Origin of the sequence: Citrifermentans bremense, from assembly GCF_014218275.1 — a bacterium.
Classification (GTDB): Bacteria; Desulfobacterota; Desulfuromonadia; order Geobacterales; family Geobacteraceae; genus Geomonas; species Geomonas pelophila.
Window position 1 is genome coordinate 2,351,680 of record NZ_AP023213.1, and the last position, 21,088, is coordinate 2,372,767.

A 21,088-nucleotide genomic window follows, 5' to 3' on the forward strand; every position below is an offset into this window, starting at 1 on the left:
TTGCCGCGATTAAATCAGCGTACGATCACCCAGTCGCCTTTTTCGATGCGGACCATCTCGAAAGCGGAGAGGTCGAGACCGTTATGGTCTCTGGGGGTCATCTTGAAGATGCCGGACACCCCGACCAGGCTCCCCCCTTTCTCGATGCCGTCACGTATCTGCGCCGGGGTGACTGCCCCCTTTTTCACAGCCTGGGCGATCAACTGGAATCCGTCGTAGGCGTAGCCGCCGAAGGTGGATGCCTCGACGCCGTAGGCTTTCTTGTAGGAGTCGTTGTACTCCTTGAGGAGCTTTGCCTGCGGGTCGGTTTTCTTCAGCAGGTCGAAGACGGCGAGTTTTCCGGCCGGGAGCATGACCCCCTGTGCGGCCTGGGCGCTGGCGAGCTCGATGTACTTCTTGGAGGCGACGCCGTGGCTTTGATAGAGCTGGGCCTTGATGCCCAACTGCTGCACGTTGCGGGTGATGATTGCGGGGCCGGGGTTGGTCCCCCAACAGATGATGGCGTCGGGTTTCGCCGCCTTGATCTTGGTGAGCTGCGCGGTCATGTCGGTGTCTTTAGGCCCGTACACCTCGTCGGCGACAATCTTGAAGCCGTGCTTCGCAGCCATCTGCTTCACCTGCTCGCGGCCGGAAGCGCCAAAGGAATCGGAGACGGTGAGAAGAGCGATGTTCTTTTGCTTGAGCTTGGCGGCCTGAACCAGGATCTTTTCAGCGGCTACGTGGTCGTTGGCCGGGGTCTTGAAGACCCATTTCTTCACCGGGTCGGTGATCTTGATCCCGGCTGCGCAGGAGATGAGCGGGATCCGCTCCTTCTCGGCGATTGACATCACCGCCATGGTTTCCCCGGTGGTGCTGGGGCCGACGATGGCTGCGACCCTGTCGTTTTTGATCAGCTTGTTGGCGAGTTGAACCGCCTTGGTGACGTCGCCGCCGGTGTCGTAGACCACCAGCTCGATCTTCGAGCCGTTGATGCCCCCTTTGGCGTTGGCCTCCTTGACCAGCAGTTCCAGCGTGTTTTTCTCCGGTTCACCGAGGAAAGCTGCGGGACCGGTCACGGCGAAAAGCCCGCCGATCTTGATCGGCGCCGCGGCGAGTGCGGCACTGGCGCTGCACAGAAGCATCATAATGCTGAGTACCACCAGAATCTTTCTCATCTTCCCCCCTCAAAAAAGGTTTCAGTTGAACCGCTACAAAAGCAATACAAAGTAACTGGAAGTTATCGAGAAGCTGAAATCTTTCGCCGCCGATTGGTGCTGCACCCCGCACGGAGTTCCGGCAACTGGAGTTGTGTTGCCCCCAAAGCACGGACCGAGAATGGTCCACCGGGAAATTCCGCGAAGCAAGCGTTATCTTCCCCCGAAGGATCAGGCGGTTGTGTTACGTTCCCCCCTTTGCGACGGGCCTGCGCGCCGTAGCGCTACGGTCCGCGAAGGCGGGAGGGGGGACAGGGGGATTTACCTTACCCCTTGGGGGAATCCACTACATGCTATAGAGCCGCTCGCCGGGGAGGACGTTGAAGCTCTTGGCGGTGAGCGCCTCGATCGCCTTCTGCGTTTCGTCGAAGCGGAAGATCATCACGGCGTTCTCGCCGCAGCGCTCGACGAAGGCGTACATGTACTCGACGTTGATCCCGGAGGCGTCCAGCACCTGGAGGATGTCGGCGAGCCCGCCGGGGCGGTCGGGGATCTCGACTGCTACCACCTCGGTCTTGCTCACCGTGAAGCCGCGGTCCTTCAGCACCGACTTCGCCTTCTCGGCGTCGTTCACGATGAGGCGCAGAATCCCGAAATCGGAGGTGTCCGCCAGGGAGAGCGTGCGGATGTTGACGCCGGCCTCGCCCAGGATGCGGGTCACTTCGGCCAGACGTCCGAACTTGTTTTCGATGAATATGGAGATCTGTTCTACGTGCATGGTATCCCCCTTAGGCTTTGTTCCTGTTGTCGATGACCCTCTTGGCTTTGCCTTCGCTGCGGGTGATGCTCTTGGGCTCCACGAGCCTGACGCGGCAGGTGACCCCGAGCATCTCCTTGATCTGCTTCTCGATCTTGGTCGAGAGCGCCTGGAGGTGCTTGATCTCGTCGGAGAAGATGTCCTCGCCCACCTCGACCTGCACCTCGAGGGTGTCGAGGTTGTCCTTTCTTTCCACGATGAGGACATAATGCGGCTCGACCCCTTCGACCCCCATGAGGATCGCCTCGATCTGCGACGGGAAGACGTTGACGCCGCGGATGATCAGCATGTCGTCGCTTCTGCCGCTCATGCGGGCGATGCGGGCGTGGGTCCTGCCGCAGACGCAGGGCTCGTAGGTGATGGAGGTGATGTCGCGGGTCCGGTAGCGGATCAGCGGGATCCCTTCCTTGGTGATGGTGGTGATGACGAGCTCCCCTTTTTCGCCGGCGGGAAGGACTTCGCCGGTCTCGGGGTTGATGATCTCGGGGATGAAGTGGTCTTCCCAGACGTGGAGCCCCTGCTTCGCCTCGCAGCACTCGATGGCGACGCCGGGTCCCATGATTTCCGAGAGGCCGTAGATGTCGACCGCGGAGAGGTTCAGCTTCTCCTCGATGTCGCGGCGCATCGCCTCGGACCAGGGCTCGGCCCCGAAGATGCCGACCCTGAGCTTCAGGTCGCGGAAGTCGATCCCCTCTTCCTTCGCGGCCTCCGCCATGAAGAGAGAGTACGAGGGGGTGCAGGTGAGGACGGTGGAGCCGAAGTCCTGCATGATCATGATCTGCTTCTTGGTGTTACCACCGGACATCGGGATGACAGAAGCGCCGAGCCTCTCGGCGCCGTAGTGCGCGCCCAGCCCGCCGGTGAAGAGGCCGTAGCCATAGGAGTTGTGGATGATGTCGCCCTTGTGGACGCCGGCCGCCACGAAGGAGCGCGCCATGAGCTCGCTCCAGGTGTCGATGTCCTTTTGGGTATAGCCGACCACGGTCGGTTTTCCCGTGGTGCCGGAAGAGGCGTGGATGCGGACGATGTCCTCCATCGGTACCGCGAAGAGGCGGTACGGGTAGGAGTCGCGCATGTCCTGCTTGTAGGTGAATGGGAGCCGGGCCAGGTCAGCCAGGGACTTGATGGAATCGGCGCTGATCCCAGCCTTGGCAAGCGACTCCTTGTAGAAGGGGACGTTCTGCTGCACGCGCGCCACCATCGACTTGAGCCTTTTGAGCTGCAGTGCCTCGATAGCCTCCCTGGGAAGCGTCTCGAACTCCTCGTTGAAGAACATAGCTGACTCCTTAATTCAAAACCTGAAGCTCAACACAGAGGTCCCGGAGGCTCACTGAGGCCGCAGAGAAAAACCTGAAAAGAGTAATGGTTAAACCAAGAATCTTTTTGAAGTTCCCCTGAGACCTCTGTGCATCCCTGTAACCTCTGTGTTGATGCTTTTGCCTTTGTTTCTACCCCAGCGAACGGCCAAGGGCGAACGCCTTCAAGTTCACGGCCAGCGCCTTCTTGGGCACCATCTTCTCGATCGCCTCGAGCCAGAACTTCTCTTCGATGTCGAGCCGCTTGGATACGGCGCCAAGAAGCACGGTGTTCGCGGCGCGCGCGTTGCCGGCCTGAATCGCCAAGTTCTGCCCGTCGACCAGCAGGCAATCGGGGCAGAGCTCCTGGATCTTAAGCTCGAGCCCCTCCGGGTACGGCTCCTGGCCCAAGAGCACCGCGGGGGGAGCTATGCAGAGGTCGTTGACTATGACGGTGCCGCCGGGCTTCAAGAGCGGCAGGTAACGGTAGCTCTCCATCAGCTCGAAGCCGAAGAGGATGTCCCCCTCCCCTTCCGGAACCATCGGGGAGAATACTTCTTTGCCGTAGCGCACGTGGGAGACGACGGAGCCTCCCCTCTGGGACATGCCGTGGATCTCGCTCTTTTTGACGTCGAATCCCGCCAGCATGAAGGTCTCGGAAAGGATCTCTGCGGCGAGCAGGATGCCCTGGCCGCCCACGCCCACCAGGAGGATGTTGGTTATCTTGTCGCTCATTTCGCCTCCTGAATCGCAGAGAACTTGCACAGCTGCCTGCAGACGTCGCAACCGTTGCACAAAAGCGGATCGATCTTGGCCTTCCCCTTCTTGCCGCTTGAGGGGACCCACTCGATGGCCGGGCAGCCGATCTTCAAGCAGGCGCGGCAGCCGGTGCAGCTATCCTCGACGACGGCAAGGGGCTTGCCCGGGGTGAATACCCCTTCCTTCTTGATGAGGACGCACGGCTTGTCGGTGATGATGACCGAGGTCTCGGGACGCTCCATCTCTTCCGAGATCACCTTCCGGCACTCGTCCAGGTCCAGCGGGTTGATGGTGCGGATGTTCTTCACGCCGATCGCCTTGCAAAGCATCGGGAAATCGATGGCGTTGGTCGGCTCGTTCATCAGGGTATGGCCGGAGCCGGGGTTCTCCTGGCGCCCGGTCATGGCGGTGATCCTGTTGTCCAGGATGATGACCGTCGCGGCACCCTTGTTGTAGACCATGTCCATGAGGCCGTTGACGCCGGTGTGCAGGAAGGTCGAGTCGCCGATGACCGCCACCACCTTCTTCCTCTCCTCAGGGGAGAGCACCTTGGCAGCGCCGGTAGCCATGCCGATGGAGGCGCCCATGCAGACGCAGGTGTCCATGGCGGAGAGAGGCGGCATGAAGCCCAGGGTATAGCAGCCGATATCGCCTGAGACGTAGGCGTTCAGCTGTTTCAAGGTGTAGAACACGCCGCGGTGCGGGCACCCCGGGCACATGTTGGGGGGGCGCCCCGGAAGCTTCTCCGCGGTTCCCTGCGCGTTCTCGGGGAGGCCGAAGGCCTTCCTGACGCGGCCCGGGGTCAGCTCGCCGCAAAGGGAGATGATCTCCTTGCCGGTCACCGGGATGCCGATCGCTTTCACCTGGTCCTCGATGAAGGCGTCGAGCTCCTCGACCACGTAGAGTTTGTCCACCTTGGAGGCGAACTCGCGGATCAGGTCGAAAGGAAGCGGGTGCACCATGCCGAGCTTCAAAACGGACGCCTCGGGGAGCGCCTCGCGCACGTGCTGGTAGCTGATCCCGGCGGTGATGACCCCGATCTTCTTGTCGCGCAGCTCCATCCTGTTGATGGGCATGCTGCACCCTTCTTTGGAGAGCGTGGTGATCCGGTCCTCGACGACGTAGTGACGCCCGCGGGCGTTCCCCGGGAGCATGACGAACTTGGCGGCGTTTCTGGCGAGCTTAGGCTCGGCGACCGTGGCGACCCTCTCGCCCAGCGTCACAACGGACTTGCTGTGCGAGATGCGGGTGGTGGTGCGGAGCATGACCGGGGTGTCGTGGCGCTCGGAGATCTCGTAAGCGAGCTTGGTGAACTCGAGGCATTCCTGCGAGTCCGCCGGTTCCAACATCGGGATCTTGGCGAACTTCGCGTAGTTGCGGCTATCCTGCTCGTTCTGGGAGGAATGTAGCTCAGGATCGTCGGCGCAGATCAGCAAGAGCCCGCCGTTGACGCCGGTGTAGGAAAGGGTGAACAGCGGGTCGGCGGCGACGTTGACGCCGACGTGCTTCATGGTGACCAGGGAGCGGGCGCCGACGAAAGAGGCGCCGATGCCGACCTCCAGCGCGACCTTTTCGTTGGTGGCCCAGGAAGAGTCTATCTCCTGGTAACGGGTCGTGTTTTCCAGGATCTCTGTGGAAGGGGTGCCAGGGTAAGCACAGGCAACTTTCACCCCTGCCTCGTAAGCACCCCTGGCAATGGCTTCGTTGCCGGAAAGTATTTCCTTCATGCGGATCGATACCTCATAGGGTTAATAAAGTGGGTCGGCGAAATATACTAGAGTATTGGGGGAACTGTCAACTGCTTTATAGGTAGCCGTTAACAGTTAAAATGAATATTTTCGCAGGTTTGCATCATCATTAGATGCTGCTACCTTCTCTTTTCATTATCTTTTGGAGGTAGTCTCAAGTCCTGTTTGCGGCAAGAGTGAACAATGTTTTGGCGTGGTCAAACGAAAGGCGCAGTTTATTGAGAGTTGTTTGGTGGCTGATCAATATTTGGTACACTTGCGGAGTTTGAAATTACGGGTTCATACAGATCTATCTGGACAGGAGGACCATCATGACACTGCTGATAAAGTGGTTGGTGAACGCGCTCGCCATCGGCATCACCGCCTATCTGCTTCCCGGGGTCGCTATCTCGGGGTTTTTCGCGGCGCTCGTCACCGCCTTGGTGCTGGGCCTGGTCAACATCTTCATCAAGCCATTGCTGTTGCTGCTGACGCTCCCCATAAACATCCTTACACTCGGCCTTTTCACTCTGGTCATCAACGCGCTGATGATAATGCTGGTCGCGGCCATCGTCCCCGGTTTCATGGTCAGGGGGTTCTGGTGGGCGCTTCTGTTCGGCCTGGTGCTGGCTGTCGTCAACTACATCCTTGACATCATCTTTTTCTAGAGCGGCTCCCCCATCAGCAGGCGGTTTTTCGGCGTGATGTCGCCGGGGATGGTCTGGGTGTAGACCCGGTACCCGCGGGCGCGCAGACCGGCCGCCCTGGTGACGTCGACGGCAAGCGGTCCATCGAGCCACCCCTGCAATCCTCCCTGGTCGGCCACATCCAGGTCGTGGCAGCAGGGAAGCACTGCGACCCGGCACCTGGCGGAAACGGCCCGGTCCAACACCAGATCGGTCAAGGAGCCGCAGGCGTGGGCGGAGACCACCAGGTCGTCGGGGCCGAGGGTGAGATGATTCAGGTCCTGTTCCTTGAAGCTCAGCTTCCCTGCCAGGTGCGGCCAGTCGACCTGAAGTTCGCGGGACAAGAGTTCGGCGCTTGGGGGCAGGCGCAGATCGACGGCCAAAGCTCCGTTCAGGTCGCGGTCGAGGATAAGCAGGATCTGGGCGAGAAGCCCGTGCCCGGCGGCGAGGTCCACCACCCTCCCCCCTTTAAAGCGGCGGTGCACCCGCCTGGCCACTTCCCACGCCTCGTAGAGCTCCTTTCGGGGAAGGCAACCGGCGCGGCAAACTGCGCGGGCGATGCGGTCGAAGAGTGTGTCGCCGGCAAATCGCGGCAAAAGGTGCGGGGTCAGGCGGTTTTTGGATGATCGGTCCATTGGTTCCTTTATTTCCCGGAGGTGCATCGCATGTCCCCAGGCCGCATCCGCATAGGGACCTGTTCCTGGACGGAGAAAAGCCTCGTCGAGGGGGGCGCCTTTTATCCACGCGGCGCCAGCACGCCGAAGGCGCGCCTCAAATTCTACGCCAGCCGGTTCGACACGGTAGAGATAGAGAGCAGCTACTACCAGATTCCCACGGTCGATATGGCCCATGCCTGGGCCGAACGGACCCCGGAACAGTTCCTCTTCCACGTCAAGGCCTACGGTGCCCTCACCGGCCACAACGTAGATCCGGGAAGGCTCCCCGAGGAGCTGCACCGGATGCTTCCGGCCGAGGATCGTGACCGGGAGGACGTGCATGTCTCCGACCCGGCGGCGCTAAGGGCGATGGCAAAGGCCATGACCGAGGCGCTCGTCCCGCTCAAGGAAGTCGGCAAGCTCGGCTTCATCATCTTCCAGTTCCCCCCCTGGTTCGGCTACAAGAAGGAAAACAGGGAGTATCTCCTCTACTGCAGGGAGTTGATGGCGGGGCACCCGATAGCGGCGGAGTTCCGGCACGGCAGTTGGCTTACCAGCCGCAACCGGGAGGAGCTATTCGGCTTTTTGCGGGAGCACAAGATCACCTACATTACCTGTGACGAGCCGCAGTTGGGGACCCTGGCCACAGCCCCCTTCCGTCCCGAGGCCACGACGTCGGTCGCCTACCTGAGGCTGCACGGGCGAAGCGCAGAGGATTGGCAGCTGCGCGCCACGGCTGCGGACGACTATCTCTATACCGAGCCCGAACTGAGGATGATAGCAGCGGAGGCCAGGCGTCTGAGCGCGAAGGCGAGGCTCACCTTCGTCATGTTCAACAACTGCCGCTGCGGCTGCGCCGTCAAAAACGCGCTGAGGATGAGGGAGTTGTGCGGAAGTTGAGCGTAAGGAGAGCTAGCTGGAAGTTCCCGCCAAAAGGTCATTCACCACCACCCCCGCCATCGTGAGCCCGAAAATGGAGGGGATGAAGGAGACGCTCCCCAGGATGACGCGGCGATGCTCGCAGGAGAACTTCTGGTCGTCCTTGTTGGGGCAGATGCAGTTACCCTTGCAGCCGCCGTCTTTTACCTGCTGCTCGCGGTACTCCTCGGTGGAGAAAACCACCTTCACGCCGGTCTCGATCCCCTGCTTCTTCAACAGCTTCCTGACCGACCGCGCCATGCGGCACTTGTTGGTCTGGGAGATGTCGGCCACCCCAATCTTCGTGGGGTCGAGCTTCGCCGCAGCCCCCATGCTGGAAATGATCGGGATGTTGCGCTCCCGGCAGGTACGGATCAGGTGCAGCTTGCTGGTGATATGGTCGATGGCGTCGACGACGTAATCGTAGCCGTCGGCGAGAAGGAACTCGCTGTTCTCGGCGGAATAGAAATCCTGGTAGGGAACTATCTCAGCCTTGGGGTTGATCTGGCGCATCCGCTCGGCCATGACCTGGGCCTTCGCCTTGCCGACGGTGCCGTCCATGGCGTGCAGCTGCCGGTTCACGTTGGTGAGGCAGATGTCGTCGAAATCGACGATGACCAGGCGGCCGACGCCGGCGCGGCAGAGGGCCTCGGCGGCGTAACTCCCTACCCCGCCCAGCCCGAAGATGGCGACGGTGGATTGAGCTAACTTGTTGAGGCCCTCAGGGCCGATGAGGAGTTCGGTGCGGGAAAAACGGTGCAGATTCGACATGTTTACTTTGCCCTTGACGCTTGCGTATTTGATCTGACGGCCCCTGTTGCGGGGCACGCGAACTGGCAAAGTATGGCATAGGTGGGACGAAAGTTGGAAGCGAAACTTTCATTATAAAAGGCGCCCGGCTCAGCGGCGCGGCAAGGGATTCCCGGACTCGGTGCGGATCCTTTCAAAACCCTCTTCGCGCGCCACCTGCTCGTCGTGGGTGTAGAAGATGGCGTAACTGCTCCCGACGCCGTGCGGGTCGAGCTTGATCCCCTTCTCCTCCCAGCGCTTGAACAGCGCCAGGTTCTCCTCGAAGTTCTGGATCAGGTCACCGATGGTTCTGGCGCCGACGGCTGTGAACTTGATCTGGTGTACATGCTCATAGCGCAATACCGGCATAACCACCTCCGCCTTACAGGGTGAGCGATGGCTAATTGTAGCGTGGATTGCGCGGGAGGCAAACGGCGGCGCTGCTTTTAAAAAAGAAGCGGAAAGCCCGTGCTAGTGGGCGACGGCCAGGTGAAGACAACAGGCATCCCGGCCGTCGGAATCTATGACAGAAACCTCTTTCGCTACTTCAGCCTGTCGTAGAGAGGGTCGGCCTGCTTGTCGGTGACGCGGATCCCCTGGCGCTCCAGGATCTCCCCAGTCACCCGCCAAAGCTGGGTGATGGAGTTGTTGTAGTCTACCAGGGCCTGGATCTCGTTCCCCTTGGCGGTGACCAGGTCGTTCTCCACGTCGAAGACGTCCTTGGTGGTGGCTAACCCAACGGCCTGCCGCTTCTCGAAGGCTCGCAGCCTGTCCTCGGCGTAGGCCCTCCCCCGGTTGGTGACCTCGATCTGCTTGTAGTTCGCCGCGACCTGCCTGATCGCCGCCTTGACGTCCCTCGTCACCCCCACCTCGAGGCTCTGCAGCTGCGCCGTGGCCTGCTCCAGCGAAAGCTTGCTCCTGATGTAGCTGTTCTCCGCGGCGCGGTTACCAAGCGGGTAGCTGAACTGAAGGCCGATCCCCCAGCTCGGGTCTCCTAGGGTGGCGGTCTTCTCCAGGCCACGCAGGAAGCGGGGGTCGAATCCCCCCACCCCGACGTTGGCATTCAGGGAGAGATCGGGAAGGGTCTGGTTCCGCGCCACGCGCTGCTGCAGGTCGTTGATGCGCACCACGGCCCGCTGCTGGACGATTTCGGGGCGATTGACGAGCGCCGTGGTCAGGGCGGCGTCTTCGGCCACCTGGTAAAGGTCGCGGGTCGGCGGGTCGGCGATGAGGATCTCGGTGCCGGGGTCGAGCTGCAGGGTCGTCCTCAGCACGTCCATCTGGTCCCTGACCCCCCTTTCCGCGTCTATCACTTCCTTCTCCCGCGTCGCCACCTGGAACTCGGCGTTAAGGATCTCCATGGCCGGAAGGACCCCGGCTTTCACGCGCCCCTGGGTATCTGCGAGTATGCGCTGTGCCAGTGCAAGCGAGGTCCTCTTCACCACCAGCACCTCGCGCAGGTTGTAGAGCTTGAAGTAGTCGCTGCGTATCTGGGCAACCGTGTCGCTCAACCGGGTCTTGAACCTCTCGATCGACTCCTCCTTGGCGACGCGCGAGACGTTGATGTTGAGCTCGGTCGCCTCCTGGCCGAAATTTCTCAGCAAAGGTTGGTTGAGCGTCAGGGAGACCCCGTTGGAGTAGTACCTGTTGAAAGAGCTGTCGACCCAGCCGCTTTCGCCGGTCAAACCGACGATGGTTCCGGTGGGGAGAAGCTGGCTCACCCCGGCGTTGACCGTGGCCTGGTCGATCGCCTGGGGCCGGAAAGTAAGGGTGCTGTTGCTGTTGGTGCGGTTGTAGTCGGCGCCCAGGGTGAGAAGCGGGTCGTAAATGCCCAGGCTGCGGCGTATGTCGGCCTCGGCCATGGCGGGATTGTAAAGTTCGACCTTGAGATCGAGGTTTCTTTCGAAGCCGAGCCTGATGGCATCTTTCAGCGTCAGGTTGACCGTGGGCTCCTGGGCAAACCCGGAGGCGGCCACGCCAAACAGCAGGCAAAGTGCGGCAGCGGCGGTCGTTTTGGCGGTTCTCTTCATGGCTTGGATCCTTTCAGGCTGCGGTTTAACTTTTTACTCGTATCTCAGCGCTTCTATCGGGTTCAGGGAGGACGCCTTCCTGGCCGGGTAGAACCCGAAGAAGACCCCCACCCCGGCGGAAAAGGCGAAGGCGATGATGATGGTGTTGACCGATACCAGCGTGGGCCACCCCACCAGCGAGGCTACCAGCCGCGCCCCCGCCACACCGAGCAGCATCCCGATGATGCCGCCGCAGGTGGTAAGGAGCACCGCCTCGGTCAGAAACTGCAGCAGTATGTCGCGCCTCTTGGCGCCGATGGCGATGCGGATCCCGATCTCCCGGGTCCTTTCGGTGACCGAGACCAGCATGATGTTCATGATGCCGATGCCGCCTACCACTAGCGAGATGGAAGCAACCGCGCCCAGGAGGATCGACATGACCTTGGACGACTGGGCGGTGAGCGCGAGAAGCTCGGAGAGGTTCCTGATGGTGAAGTCAACCTCGCGGCTGGGGCCGATGCGGTGCCTCTGGTTCAAAAGCGCCGTCACCTCCTCCTCGGCCTGGTCCAGCACGTCCCCGCTTTTGGCCTGCACCATGATGGAGCCGACCACGTTGGGGAACTGGCTCCCCAGAAGCTTTCGCTGCGCGGTCCTGATCGGCACGTAGATGACGTCGTCCTGGTCCTGCCCCTGGGGGGATTGCCCTTTTTCACCCAGAAGTCCCACCACAGTGAACGGTATCTTCTTGATCCTGATGATCTTCCCGATGGGGTCCGCCGCGCCGAAGAGGTTTTCCGCAACGGTCTGGCCGATGAGGCAGTTCTTGGTGGCGCCGTCCACGTCGGACTGGGTGATGTTGCGCCCGGCGACGATGGTCCAGTCCCGCACCTGGATCACCTCGGGCGTCGCTCCGTAGACAACGGTGGACCAGTTCTGGTTGCCGTAAACCACCTGCCCCGAGCCACGCACCTGGGGCGCCACGGCCCCGACCGATGGGCATTCCGCCTTGATCGCCATGGCGTCGTCATAGGTGAGGGTCTGGTTGCCCCCGGCGCCGGAGCGAAGCCCCCCGCTTGTGGTGGAGCCGGGAAGCACCAGGAGCAGGTTCGAGCCGATGCTGGAGATCTGGTCGGAGATCATCTTGCTCGCCCCTGCGCCTATGGCGACCATGGCGATGACCGCGGCGATGCCGATTATGATGCCGAGCATGGTCAACAGCGCCCGCATCTTGTTCACCCGCAGCGCGCGCACCGCGATCAGGAAACTCTGGTAGAGGGAGCTCATGGGTTCACCTCCCCCGGCAACGTCGCACTCTTCGCTTCATGCGGGGTATCGGAAATGATCAGGCCGTCGCGGAAGATGATGTGCCTCCCGGTGAATTCGGCCACGTCCGGTTCGTGGGTGACCATGATGATGGTGATCCCCTGCCGGTTCAGCTCCTGGAAGATGGACATGATCTCCACCGTGGTCCTGGAATCCAGGTTCCCGGTCGGCTCGTCGGCGAGGATAATGGAAGGGTTGTTGACGAGGGCCCTGGCTATGGCGACGCGCTGCTGCTGGCCGCCGGAGAGCTGGTTCGAGTAGTGCCCCTCGCGCCCGGCAAGCCCCACCCGCTCCAGCGCCTCGTGTGCGCGGGTCCGGCGTTCGGAAGCGGGGACGTGGGAGTAGACCAGCGGAAGCTCGACGTTTTCCCGCGCCGTGGTCCGGGCCAGGAGGTTGAACCCCTGGAACACGAAGCCGAGCTTCTTGTTGCGCACCTCGGCGAGAGCGTCGGGTGAGAGCCTCCCCACGTCCGTTCCGTCCAGGAGGTATTGGCCGCGAGTAGGGACGTCAAGGCAGCCGAGGATGTTCATGCAGGTGGACTTGCCGCTCCCCGAGGCACCCATGATGGAGACGAACTCGCCGCGGCTGACGGCGAAGGAGACCCCTTTCATGGCCTCGACCCGTTCCTCGCCCATGGTGTAGACCTTGGCGACGTCTATGAGACGTACCACTTCTTCCATCTAGAACCTCGGTCCCATCGGGCCGCCGCCCATGCCGCTTTTCTTCTTCTCCTGGCTCACCTGCTCAAGGATGACGTCGTCCCCTTCCTTCAAGGCCCCGCTTACCACCTCGACCGACGCGCCGTCGCTGATCCCGGTGGTGATGGCGACGGGGACGGGTTTCCCCTCCCCCTTCAGCAGGTAGACGGTCTGCTTCGAGCCGTTGGCGGCGGCGCTCCTACCCTCTCCCTGCATCCTGACGCTCCCCTTCGGCGCGCCCGCCGGCATGCCGGCGCCCTTCCCGTTCTCCTTGTCTTTCCCCTTCTCCGCCTTGGGCTTGAACCTGAGCGCAGCGCTTGGGACCTTGAGCAGGTCGTCCTTTCTCATCGTCTGCACTGAGACGTTTGCCGTCATCCCGGGCTTCAAAAGGAGCTGCCGGTTGTCGACGCCTATTACCGCGACGTAGGTGACGACGTTCTGGGTGACAACCGGTGCGTTCCTGATCTGCACCACTTCCCCCTGGAAGGTCTGCTCCGGATAGGCGTCCACGGTGAACTCCGCCTTCTGCCCCACCTTCAGGCGGCTTATGTCAGACTCGTCGATGCTGGTGTCGATCTGCATCTTGGTCAGATCCTGCGCGATAGTAAAGAGGGTCGGGGTCTGAAAGGAGGCCGCGACCGTCTGCCCCACGTCCACGTTGCGGGAAACGACGATGCCGTCTACCGGCGACTTTATGGTGGAATAGTTGAGGTTGGTCTCAGCCTGCTTCAGGGCGCCCCGGGTCTGCAAGAGCACCGCCTCTGCGCCGCGCACCCCGGCGAGCGCCGCGTCGTAGGCGGTCTGGGCCGCGTCCAGATCGCTTTGCGCTATGATCCCCTCGGAGAGAAGCGCCCTGTTGCGGTTCAGCGTCCTCTTCGCATCGGCCAGGGTCACCCGCGCCTTGGCGAGGCTCGCCTCGGCGTTCAGGGCGTTGCCGCGAGACTGCTGCACCGCGGAGAGGAACAGGGCCGGGTCGATCTGAGCTATCGGCTGCCCCTTCTTGACCTGGGAGTTGAAATCGACGTAGAGCTTCGCGATGGTGCCGGAAACCTGGGTGCCGACCTGCACGGTCACCACGGCGTTGAGCGTCCCTGTCGCCGAGACTGTCGAGACGATCGATCCACGCTCCACCTTCTGCGTCTTATACTGCGGTTTAGGCGGCTGTTTGAAGTAGAAGTAGCCGGCCACGCCCAGGACCAGCAGCAGCAAAACGGCGCCTACGATTTTTTTCACTGGTACACCCCTTCGATGAGATCGCTCGGTACCTCCCCCTGACCGGCAGGGACCGGAAACCAGGGACAGGTTAAACGGCGATTGTGCAAGAATAATGAACCGGAGCAACTATTATCCATACGTAACGAAGGCAGGCTAAGGCCGCAATCGCCGCCGGAACCGGGCCAAATCGACACTTTAGCGGTCCTTCCCTGAGCGGTCAACGAAAATTATTATCCCAGCTTCATCTGGAGCGCATCCTTCTCCGCGGCTCTATTTGACACTGTTAACCCTTCGGGTAAACTAGGGCAGTATTTTTACTTAGGAAACGTGGGTTTGGCGCTAAATACCGTATTAAAGGAGAGAGTTATGGCGGCGTTCACGGCAAAGGATTACTCGAGGCTGATAGGGATGCCCGGGTTTAGCGAAACACTTCTCAACAACCATTTCACCCTCTACCAGGGGTACGTGAAGAACACCAACACCCTTGACGAGACCCTTACGGAGCTGCGCAAGTCCGGCAAAGGAAGCGACCCGGCGTTTGCCGAGCTCAAGCGCCGCTTCGGCTGGGAGTTCAACGGCATGAGGCTGCACGAGTACTACTTCGAGAACCTGGGCGGCAACCAGCCGATCAACCAGGACGGCAGGCTTGCCTCCAGGATCCACCAGGATTTCGGCGGCTTCGACGAGTGGGTCCAGGACTTCAAGTCGGTCGGCGCCATGCGCGGCATAGGCTGGGCCATCATGTACCAGGACCTAAGCAACGGCAGGCTGTTCAATTTCTGGATCAACGAGCATGACGCAGGCCACCCGGCCGGATGCGCTCCCATACTGATCATGGATGTCTTCGAGCATGCCTTCATGACCGATTACGGCCTGAAGCGCGCCGACTACATCAACGCTTTTTTCCAGAACATCGACTGGAACAAGGCGGAGCAGCGGCTGCAGATGTGACCTCTAAGATACCTGTCGCAAAGGGGCCTCCCTTACGGGGGGCCTTTTTTATTTCCGCAGTGCTTATATGCCGCCGCACCTGCTTCTCCCTTATCTCCCGTCCAGAAACTGCATCACTGTCATAAGCTTTTTTCCACTACACTAGTAGTCCTCTCCTGCCGATATATCTACTGTCATAAAAAGAAAACCCGCACAAAAAAGGGGCCTTTTTATCTCTCAGTAATTTAAATCGTGCCACTTATGCCATTTCCACCAAAAAATCACACCCATCCACACTATTGCCTTGAAATATAGTTGCAAATATCGTATGTTTTGTCGCAAAAATTTATTTCTAGAAGAGCCTAATATGCACACAGTCAACACCTTGAAAACAGTGAAGCTCCTCCTTTTTCTGCTGCTGTTGATCCTGCCGTGTGCAGCTTCCGCCAATCAGCAGGACTACATCGAGGCAACCGGGATCGCCAACATCGTCGACGGCCGCAGGGACACGGCCCGCGAGACGGCGCTGCAAAACGCCTTCCGCCGTGCGGTGGAACAGGCCGTGGGCGTCCTGGTGCAGTCCGAAAGCGTCGTCAACGACTTCGAGCTGATCAAGGACAAGATCTGCTCCCAGAGCGCAGGCTACATCAAGAAGTACACCATCTCCAGGGAGAGCTTCGACGGCGACGTCTGCACCGTGGAGATCAAGGCCCTGGTCTCCAGGGTGAAGCTGGAAAAAGGGCTGGACAGCCACGGCCTGTTGATGAAGAAGATGGGTAAGCCCCGGATCGTCATGCTCCTCTCCGAGCAGAACGCGACCCAGGAGAAGCCCTCCTTTTGGTGGGGGGGGAACTCCGGCGACATCGGGGTGGCTGAAAACACCATCGTCACCAAGCTGCTTCAGAAGGAATTCAACTTCGTGGACCGCGACACCATCCTCTCCCACCTGAAGCAGGAGGGACTGGAAGGAAAACTCTACGCCAACATCTCCAACGACGCCGCGGTGAGGATCCTCTCCTCCGGCGACGCCGAAGTCGCCATCATCGGCCAGGCGTACGCCAAGGCCGGCAACACCGCCGCCGGCACCAACTTCAGGGCCTGCCAGGCCACCGTCTCCGCCCGCGCCATCAATACCGACAACGGCGAAGTCCTCGCCTCCTTCACCTCGACCGCCACCGTACCGCACGTAAACGCCGCAGCCGGCGGAGCCCAGGCGCTGCAGAAGGCCGCCGGCGAGTGCGCCGAGAAACTGCAGAAACAGATCCTGGAGAGATGGAAGCGGCGCGTGACCCGCTCCGGTGTGGTCAAGCTGGTCGCCTCGGGGCTCAGCTACGCAGAGCTCAAGGAGTTCACCGCCCTGATCAAGGAGCGGGTGGACGAGGTCGAGGACGTCTACGAGCGGGGTTTCAGCGGCCAGACTGCGAAGCTCGACCTGGAGGTAACCGGCAGCGCGAAGGACCTCGCCGCGACAATGAGCAACATGGAGTTCAACGGGGGGGTGGTGAAGATCACTTCGCTTTCCGCCAACGCCCTTGAGCTGCAGATAAACACGAAATAACCTGGCACGAGGAGTGTTAAAACATGGGTCATAGGTTGATAACGAAGGCAGTCCTGGCACTGGCATTCGCGGCCGTCTTCGGTTGCGCACCGCCGGCGGGAAACGAGAGTTTCCAGCGCGGCCTCATGCTGCAGAACCAGCAGCGATACGAGGACGCCCTTTCCATGTACGAGGATGCGCTGTCCAAGGAGCCTGAGAACGCCACCTACCACGAAAGCTACAAGGCGGCCAAGGCTTCGCTGATCAACAAGCAGCTGGAGGGGGCGAAATCGCAACTGGCTGCGGGGCCGGCCGACTTCACCAAACTGAACTCTGCGCTGAGCACGGTGGACAAGGCGCTGGCGCTAGATCCGTCCAACGCGTCAGCCAAGGCGCTCTCCTCCGCGATCAAGTCGGACCTGGACGCGATGGTGAAAAAGGCCGAACAGCTCTACGGCTCCGCCACCAAGGCAGCGGAAGCGAAGTCCTGGGCCAGGGCGGTGGAGAACCTGACGGAGATTTCTTCCTTCTACCCCTCCTACCTCGACGTTTCGGCCAAACTGCCCCAGGTGAAGGAACAGGCGGCTGCCGCCTACCTAAAAGAGGCGGAGTGCCTGCAGGCTTCGGAAGATTACTCCGGGGCCCTGAAAGCGCTGAACACTGCGCTCCAGTTCCAGCCCGACAACCAGCGCCTCGCCGCACTGGCGGAACAGGTGAAGGGGCTCCACACGCCGAAGAACTACCTGGAAAAGGCCCAGTCTTACGCCGGCAAGGGTGAATGCATCCTGGCACTGGACTCCATGAAAAAAGCAAGGGAGCTCAACCCGAACCAGGAGATCCTGGCCAGCATCGACCGGCTCTACAAGGAGACCTCGTCCACGATGGTTTCCAACATCGGCCAGGACCTGGAGCACAAGAACCTCTTCAACGCCTTCAACAGCTACCAGTCCCTCACCAGCTTCGACCCCGGCGCCGTCAAGCAGCCCCGGGTGCAGGAGCTAAAGGACAAGCTGGTCGCCGCCATGCTGGAGCGGTCAGACGCCTACGAGGAAATCAACCGCATAGGAAGCGCCCTTGTCTGGCAGGAAAAGGCACTGAAGCTTTCCGCGAGCAAGGAGATCCTGCAGAAGACCCAGGGGCTCAAAGACAAGCTGCGCCAGCGCGTGGTCAAGAAGATCGCGCTCATGGACTTCACCAGCCCCAGCACCGCCCCGGACGCCGGGCGCATCGTCACCGACAACCTCCTTTCCTACCTCACCCGCAACTCGAGCGGCGACATCAAGATCCTGGCGCGCGACGTGCTCGGCACCCTCTTGAAGGAGATCGAGCTCGGCCAGGCGGGACTCTACGACATCGAGAGCGCCAAAAAAGGGGGCAAGCTCAAAGGGACCGACGTCTTCATCTTCGGCAGCGTCCTCAACTACAGCGTCGAGAAGAACGTGGACGAGGGGCAGAAGATGGTGAACGCCGTGGTCGGCAGCAAGTTCGTCCCCAACCCCGCCTTCACCGAATGGCAGAACAAGTACCGCAACGCCACGGACCGTGACCGCCCCCCCGCGCCTGCGGAGACCGTGAAGGAAGAGATCAGGGAGATCGTGAAGTACAAGGTCGCGACCCACAAAAAGACCGCCAACGTCAGCGTCTCTTTCCGCGTCATCGACGTCGAGGAAGGCGAGGTCATCATCACCAAAACCCTGAAGAAGAAGCAGGAAGTCTCCGACACCTACTCCGAGGGGGTTGAATTCGCGCAGATTCCCTTCAAGGAACTGAAGCTTCCCTCCGATACGGAACTCCTGGAGCAGGTGGTGGAATCCATCATCTCCGAACTGGGGTACGCGGTACTGTCGCGCTTCCAGAACCTGCAGGTGCTCTACTCCAACAGCGCCGAGGCGCTGAAGTCGAAGGGTGACCCGGAAATGGTCGTCGAGCGCTACATGGACGCGATCATCGCCGAGGAGATCAAGAACAACCCGAGCCAGATCACCGAAAAGGCCAGGACCGAGATAGAGGCCCAGTTGAAGGCGCTCTCGCTGGAAAAGCCGATCGACGACCTCTCCGACGCGGAGAAGGCGTCCCGGCAGAAGAGCCCGCAGACCAAGATACCGGTCGCGGTGAAGCTCCCGCCCGACCCGGCAGTGCTCGAGCGCCCGGTGGCTGTTGCGGCACCGGCACCGGCCGCGGTCCCGGCACCTGCGGCAGCTCCCGCGCCGGCCCCGCCGGTCGCCGAAGCCGCGGCGCCTGCCGCTCAATAGAGAAAACCGTTCAACGCAGCAAACGATCTGGAGGGAAAGGAAACTTTCCCTCCATGCTCTTTTTAGCAAGCCGACAGAGCCACCAAGTAACGAGTGAGGGCATCAATGCACAGTAGAATAACGGGGCTTTGCCTGATTTTTGTCCTGCTGATGGGCGCTTCTGCGCTCGCCATGGATTTCAAAACCAAGCCTAAGCTTGCCTTCTACCCGTTGGTGGCCAAGAGCGAGGAGGCCATCTCCTTCACCGAGGCGGTGTCGACGCAGCTTTTCAACAACATCGAGAGGACCGATTCCTTCGAGATCGTCGAGAGGAAAAAAGTGGAGAGCGTGCTTTTGCAGGACGCCGCCACCATCGCCTCCATGTCGCAGGAGACCCTCAACAGCGTCGCCACCAAGGCGGGCTTCGACGTCTTCATCGTGGGGACGGTTAGCAGGGGGGTGGACGGCATCGCCCACATCGACCTGCAGATGACCGGTTCCAGCTCGCGCAGCGCCTACTACGCCGAGAGCTTCCGTATCCCCGAATTCGAACTGCAGAAGAGACTGCAGGAAATAGCAGAAGTCGTGGTGGCCAAGGTCAAGGGATTTACCGCCGCCCCCACCCAGTCCAAGATCGGCTGCCCCGGAAACCTCGCAGCGACCGGAACACCCCGAAGCGTCAGGCTCAAATGGGCACCCACCCCGTCCAGCCAGGTGGTGGGCTACGCGGTGCTTCGCTCCACAAGCCCTACCGGCACCTTCGTCCAGATCGCCACCACCACCAAACCGGGCTACACCGACGCGAACCTGAAGCTGAACGAGATCTTCTACTACAAGGTTAAGGCCATCAGCAAGAGCGGCATAGAGTGCGAGCTCTCCGACCCTGTGGTTGGCAAGACCGCCCTCGCCCCCCTCCCCCCCATCTTCATGGACATCAAGGTCGAGCTGACCGGCGCCCGTCTCAACTGGTACAGCCGACCCTATTCCGGCAGCGACAGGAATCTGGTCACCGCGGGGTACCAGATCTACCGCAAGGCCGCCGACGAGACCGATTTCCGCAGCATAGCCAGGGTCAGCGCCGGCGCTGCCAGCTACGTGGACAACGACATGAGGAACGGGGTCACCTACAGCTACGCCCTCACCTCCGTCAACCCGGACAACGTGGAGAGCGAGTTCTCCTCGGTACTGGAGTCGAAGACCGCGCAGGCGGCGGCCAACGTCAAGGCGCGCGGTAGCGCCCGCAAGGTCCTGCTCACCTGGACCCCGAGCGACCTCCCCGGGATCGACGGGTACCTGATCTACCGCGCCGCCGGTACGGCCGAAAACTTCAAGAAGGTGGGGCAGGCAAGCGGAAAGAGCGCGAGCTCCTACCAGGACAACGGGCTCGAGGACGACAGCACCTACTGGTACCGCATAGCGGCGAGCGTCGGCGGTGAGGAGAGCCCGAAGTCGGATCCCGTGTCGGCGACGACCCGCCAGCGCCCGCCGGCGCCTGCGGCACCGACAGCCTCCAACAACGAGCCCAGGCGCGTAGTGCTCACCTGGAAGGGGACCGGCGCTCCCGAGGACGAAGTGAAGGGGTACCGCCTGTACCGCGCGGCCCAGAAAGATGGCGAGTTCGCCAAGGTGGCCGAGGTGACAGCCGACAAGAACAGCTACAACGACGGGTTAGCCGGTAAAGGCGGGTTCAAGCTCTTCACCTCGGACTCCAAGCCCCTGGGTGACGGCACCACCTACTGGTACCGGTTCACCTGCTTCAACGAGGCAGGCTCTGAAAGCCTTCCCTCCGAGACCGTCTCGGCCACCACCAGACCCCTTCTGCCGGCACCGAAACAGCTCAAGGCAAGCAGCGGGATGGCCGGCAAAATCGCACTCAGCTGGGAGAGCGCGCCGGAATTCATCGAATACGAGGTGTACCGGGGCGCCGTTGGGCAGAACGAGGTGACCAGGCTGAAAACCGTGAAGGAGAGCACTTACGAGGACCGCGAGGTCGAGCACGGGACCTCGTACATCTACGCGGTAAAGGGGATCGACGAGAACGAGATACCGAGCCTCATCACCACCTCCGTCACCGGGAGCACCAAGCCAAAGCCCAAGGCACCCTGGGGGCTGAACGTGAAGGATCAAGGGGGCGCAAAACTGATCCAGTGGGAGCCGAGCCCCGAGAAGGACGTGGTTCGCTACATCGTCTACAGGAAGAATTTCATGGGGATTTTCCAGAAGCTGCAGCCCGTCTACGGGACCAGCTTCGTCCTGGAAGTCGGCAAGGGGACGCACGAGCTGAGGGTTTCCGCCGAGGACTCGGACGGGCTTGAGAGCGATAAGTCGGACGTCTTGTCCGTGGAGTTCAACTAGAAGACCGGCA

General features: G+C 61.2%; 18 protein-coding genes. 6 read left to right on the top strand and 12 right to left on the bottom strand.

Features of this window, described 5'->3' with window-relative positions:
• Nucleotides 1-14: 14 nt before the first annotated feature.
• The 5 genes from GEOBRER4_RS10345 to iorA all read right to left on the bottom strand — a co-directional run bounded on the left by GEOBRER4_RS10345 (nt 15) and on the right by iorA (nt 5,731).
• Entirely contained in the window at nt 15-1,154 is a 1,140-nt protein-coding gene (locus GEOBRER4_RS10345) for an ABC transporter substrate-binding protein (protein WP_185242229.1), read from the bottom strand.
• A gap of 325 nt (nt 1,155-1,479) precedes the next feature.
• A complete protein-coding gene (locus GEOBRER4_RS10350; RefSeq protein ID WP_185242230.1) occupies nt 1,480-1,911 on the bottom strand; it encodes an ACT domain-containing protein in 432 nt (143 codons plus the stop codon).
• Between the two features lie 10 nt (nt 1,912-1,921).
• Nucleotides 1,922-3,226: a phenylacetate--CoA ligase family protein gene (locus GEOBRER4_RS10355; protein WP_085812694.1), complete on the bottom strand. Its 1,305-nt coding sequence runs from the start codon at nt 3,224-3,226 to the stop codon at nt 1,922-1,924.
• Between the two features lie 172 nt (nt 3,227-3,398).
• Nucleotides 3,399-3,980, bottom strand: coding sequence for an indolepyruvate oxidoreductase subunit beta (locus GEOBRER4_RS10360; RefSeq protein ID WP_085812693.1), 582 nt, complete (start codon nt 3,978-3,980; stop codon nt 3,399-3,401).
• Entirely contained in the window at nt 3,977-5,731 is a 1,755-nt protein-coding gene (gene iorA / locus GEOBRER4_RS10365; RefSeq protein ID WP_185242231.1) for an indolepyruvate ferredoxin oxidoreductase subunit alpha, read from the bottom strand. The genes GEOBRER4_RS10360 and iorA overlap by 4 nt, the downstream gene beginning before the upstream one ends.
• 332 nt (nt 5,732-6,063) lie before the next feature.
• On the opposite strand from iorA, the gene GEOBRER4_RS10370 reads away from it, so the two are divergent.
• The gene (locus tag GEOBRER4_RS10370; RefSeq protein WP_185242232.1) at nt 6,064-6,399 is read left to right on the top strand and encodes a phage holin family protein; all 336 of its coding nucleotides are present in this window, start codon (nt 6,064-6,066) and stop codon (nt 6,397-6,399) included.
• On the opposite strand, the gene GEOBRER4_RS10375 is transcribed toward GEOBRER4_RS10370, so the two are convergent.
• Nucleotides 6,396-7,052 (bottom strand): methyltransferase, encoded by a 657-nt coding sequence (locus GEOBRER4_RS10375; protein WP_185242233.1) that lies wholly within the window; start codon nt 7,050-7,052, stop codon nt 6,396-6,398. The genes GEOBRER4_RS10370 and GEOBRER4_RS10375 overlap by 4 nt on opposite strands.
• Before the next feature lie 30 nt (nt 7,053-7,082).
• On the opposite strand from GEOBRER4_RS10375, the gene GEOBRER4_RS10380 reads away from it, so the two are divergent.
• The gene (locus GEOBRER4_RS10380) at nt 7,083-7,973 is read left to right on the top strand and encodes a DUF72 domain-containing protein (RefSeq protein ID WP_185242234.1); all 891 of its coding nucleotides are present in this window, start codon (nt 7,083-7,085) and stop codon (nt 7,971-7,973) included.
• A 12-nt stretch (nt 7,974-7,985) separates the two neighbouring features.
• On the opposite strand, the gene GEOBRER4_RS10385 is transcribed toward GEOBRER4_RS10380, so the two are convergent.
• From GEOBRER4_RS10385 to GEOBRER4_RS10410, 6 genes are all read right to left on the bottom strand, one after another.
• A complete protein-coding gene (locus GEOBRER4_RS10385; protein WP_185242235.1) occupies nt 7,986-8,762 on the bottom strand; it encodes a tRNA threonylcarbamoyladenosine dehydratase in 777 nt (258 codons plus the stop codon).
• 129 nt (nt 8,763-8,891) lie between these two features.
• Nucleotides 8,892-9,149: a MoaD/ThiS family protein gene (locus tag GEOBRER4_RS10390; protein WP_185242236.1), complete on the bottom strand. Its 258-nt coding sequence runs from the start codon at nt 9,147-9,149 to the stop codon at nt 8,892-8,894.
• A gap of 173 nt (nt 9,150-9,322) precedes the next feature.
• Nucleotides 9,323-10,810, bottom strand: a complete 1,488-nt coding sequence (locus GEOBRER4_RS10395) for a TolC family protein (protein ID WP_185242237.1) — start codon at nt 10,808-10,810, stop codon at nt 9,323-9,325.
• Nucleotides 10,811-10,843: 33 nt separating this feature from the next.
• Nucleotides 10,844-12,073 (bottom strand): ABC transporter permease, encoded by a 1,230-nt coding sequence (locus GEOBRER4_RS10400; protein WP_185242238.1) that lies wholly within the window; start codon nt 12,071-12,073, stop codon nt 10,844-10,846.
• Nucleotides 12,070-12,792: an ABC transporter ATP-binding protein gene (locus GEOBRER4_RS10405; RefSeq protein ID WP_318842556.1), complete on the bottom strand. Its 723-nt coding sequence runs from the start codon at nt 12,790-12,792 to the stop codon at nt 12,070-12,072. The genes GEOBRER4_RS10400 and GEOBRER4_RS10405 overlap by 4 nt, the downstream gene beginning before the upstream one ends.
• The gene (locus GEOBRER4_RS10410) at nt 12,793-14,043 is read right to left on the bottom strand and encodes an efflux RND transporter periplasmic adaptor subunit (protein WP_185242239.1); all 1,251 of its coding nucleotides are present in this window, start codon (nt 14,041-14,043) and stop codon (nt 12,793-12,795) included. It lies immediately after the preceding gene.
• 348 nt (nt 14,044-14,391) lie between these two features.
• Here GEOBRER4_RS10410 and GEOBRER4_RS10415 point away from each other — a divergent pair, with 348 nt between their 5' ends.
• From GEOBRER4_RS10415 to GEOBRER4_RS10430, 4 genes are all read left to right on the top strand, one after another.
• The gene (locus tag GEOBRER4_RS10415) at nt 14,392-14,976 is read left to right on the top strand and encodes a superoxide dismutase (protein ID WP_085812682.1); all 585 of its coding nucleotides are present in this window, start codon (nt 14,392-14,394) and stop codon (nt 14,974-14,976) included.
• 346 nt (nt 14,977-15,322) lie between these two features.
• Nucleotides 15,323-16,513 (top strand): flagellar assembly protein T N-terminal domain-containing protein, encoded by a 1,191-nt coding sequence (locus GEOBRER4_RS20230; RefSeq protein WP_185242240.1) that lies wholly within the window; start codon nt 15,323-15,325, stop codon nt 16,511-16,513.
• Nucleotides 16,514-16,536: 23 nt separating this feature from the next.
• On the top strand, nt 16,537-18,744 hold the full coding sequence (locus tag GEOBRER4_RS10425) for a CsgG/HfaB family protein (protein WP_185242241.1): 2,208 nt from the start codon (nt 16,537-16,539) through the stop codon (nt 18,742-18,744).
• Nucleotides 18,745-18,849: 105 nt separating this feature from the next.
• A complete protein-coding gene (locus GEOBRER4_RS10430) occupies nt 18,850-21,078 on the top strand; it encodes a fibronectin type III domain-containing protein (protein WP_185242242.1) in 2,229 nt (742 codons plus the stop codon).
• Nucleotides 21,079-21,088: the final 10 nt, after the last annotated feature.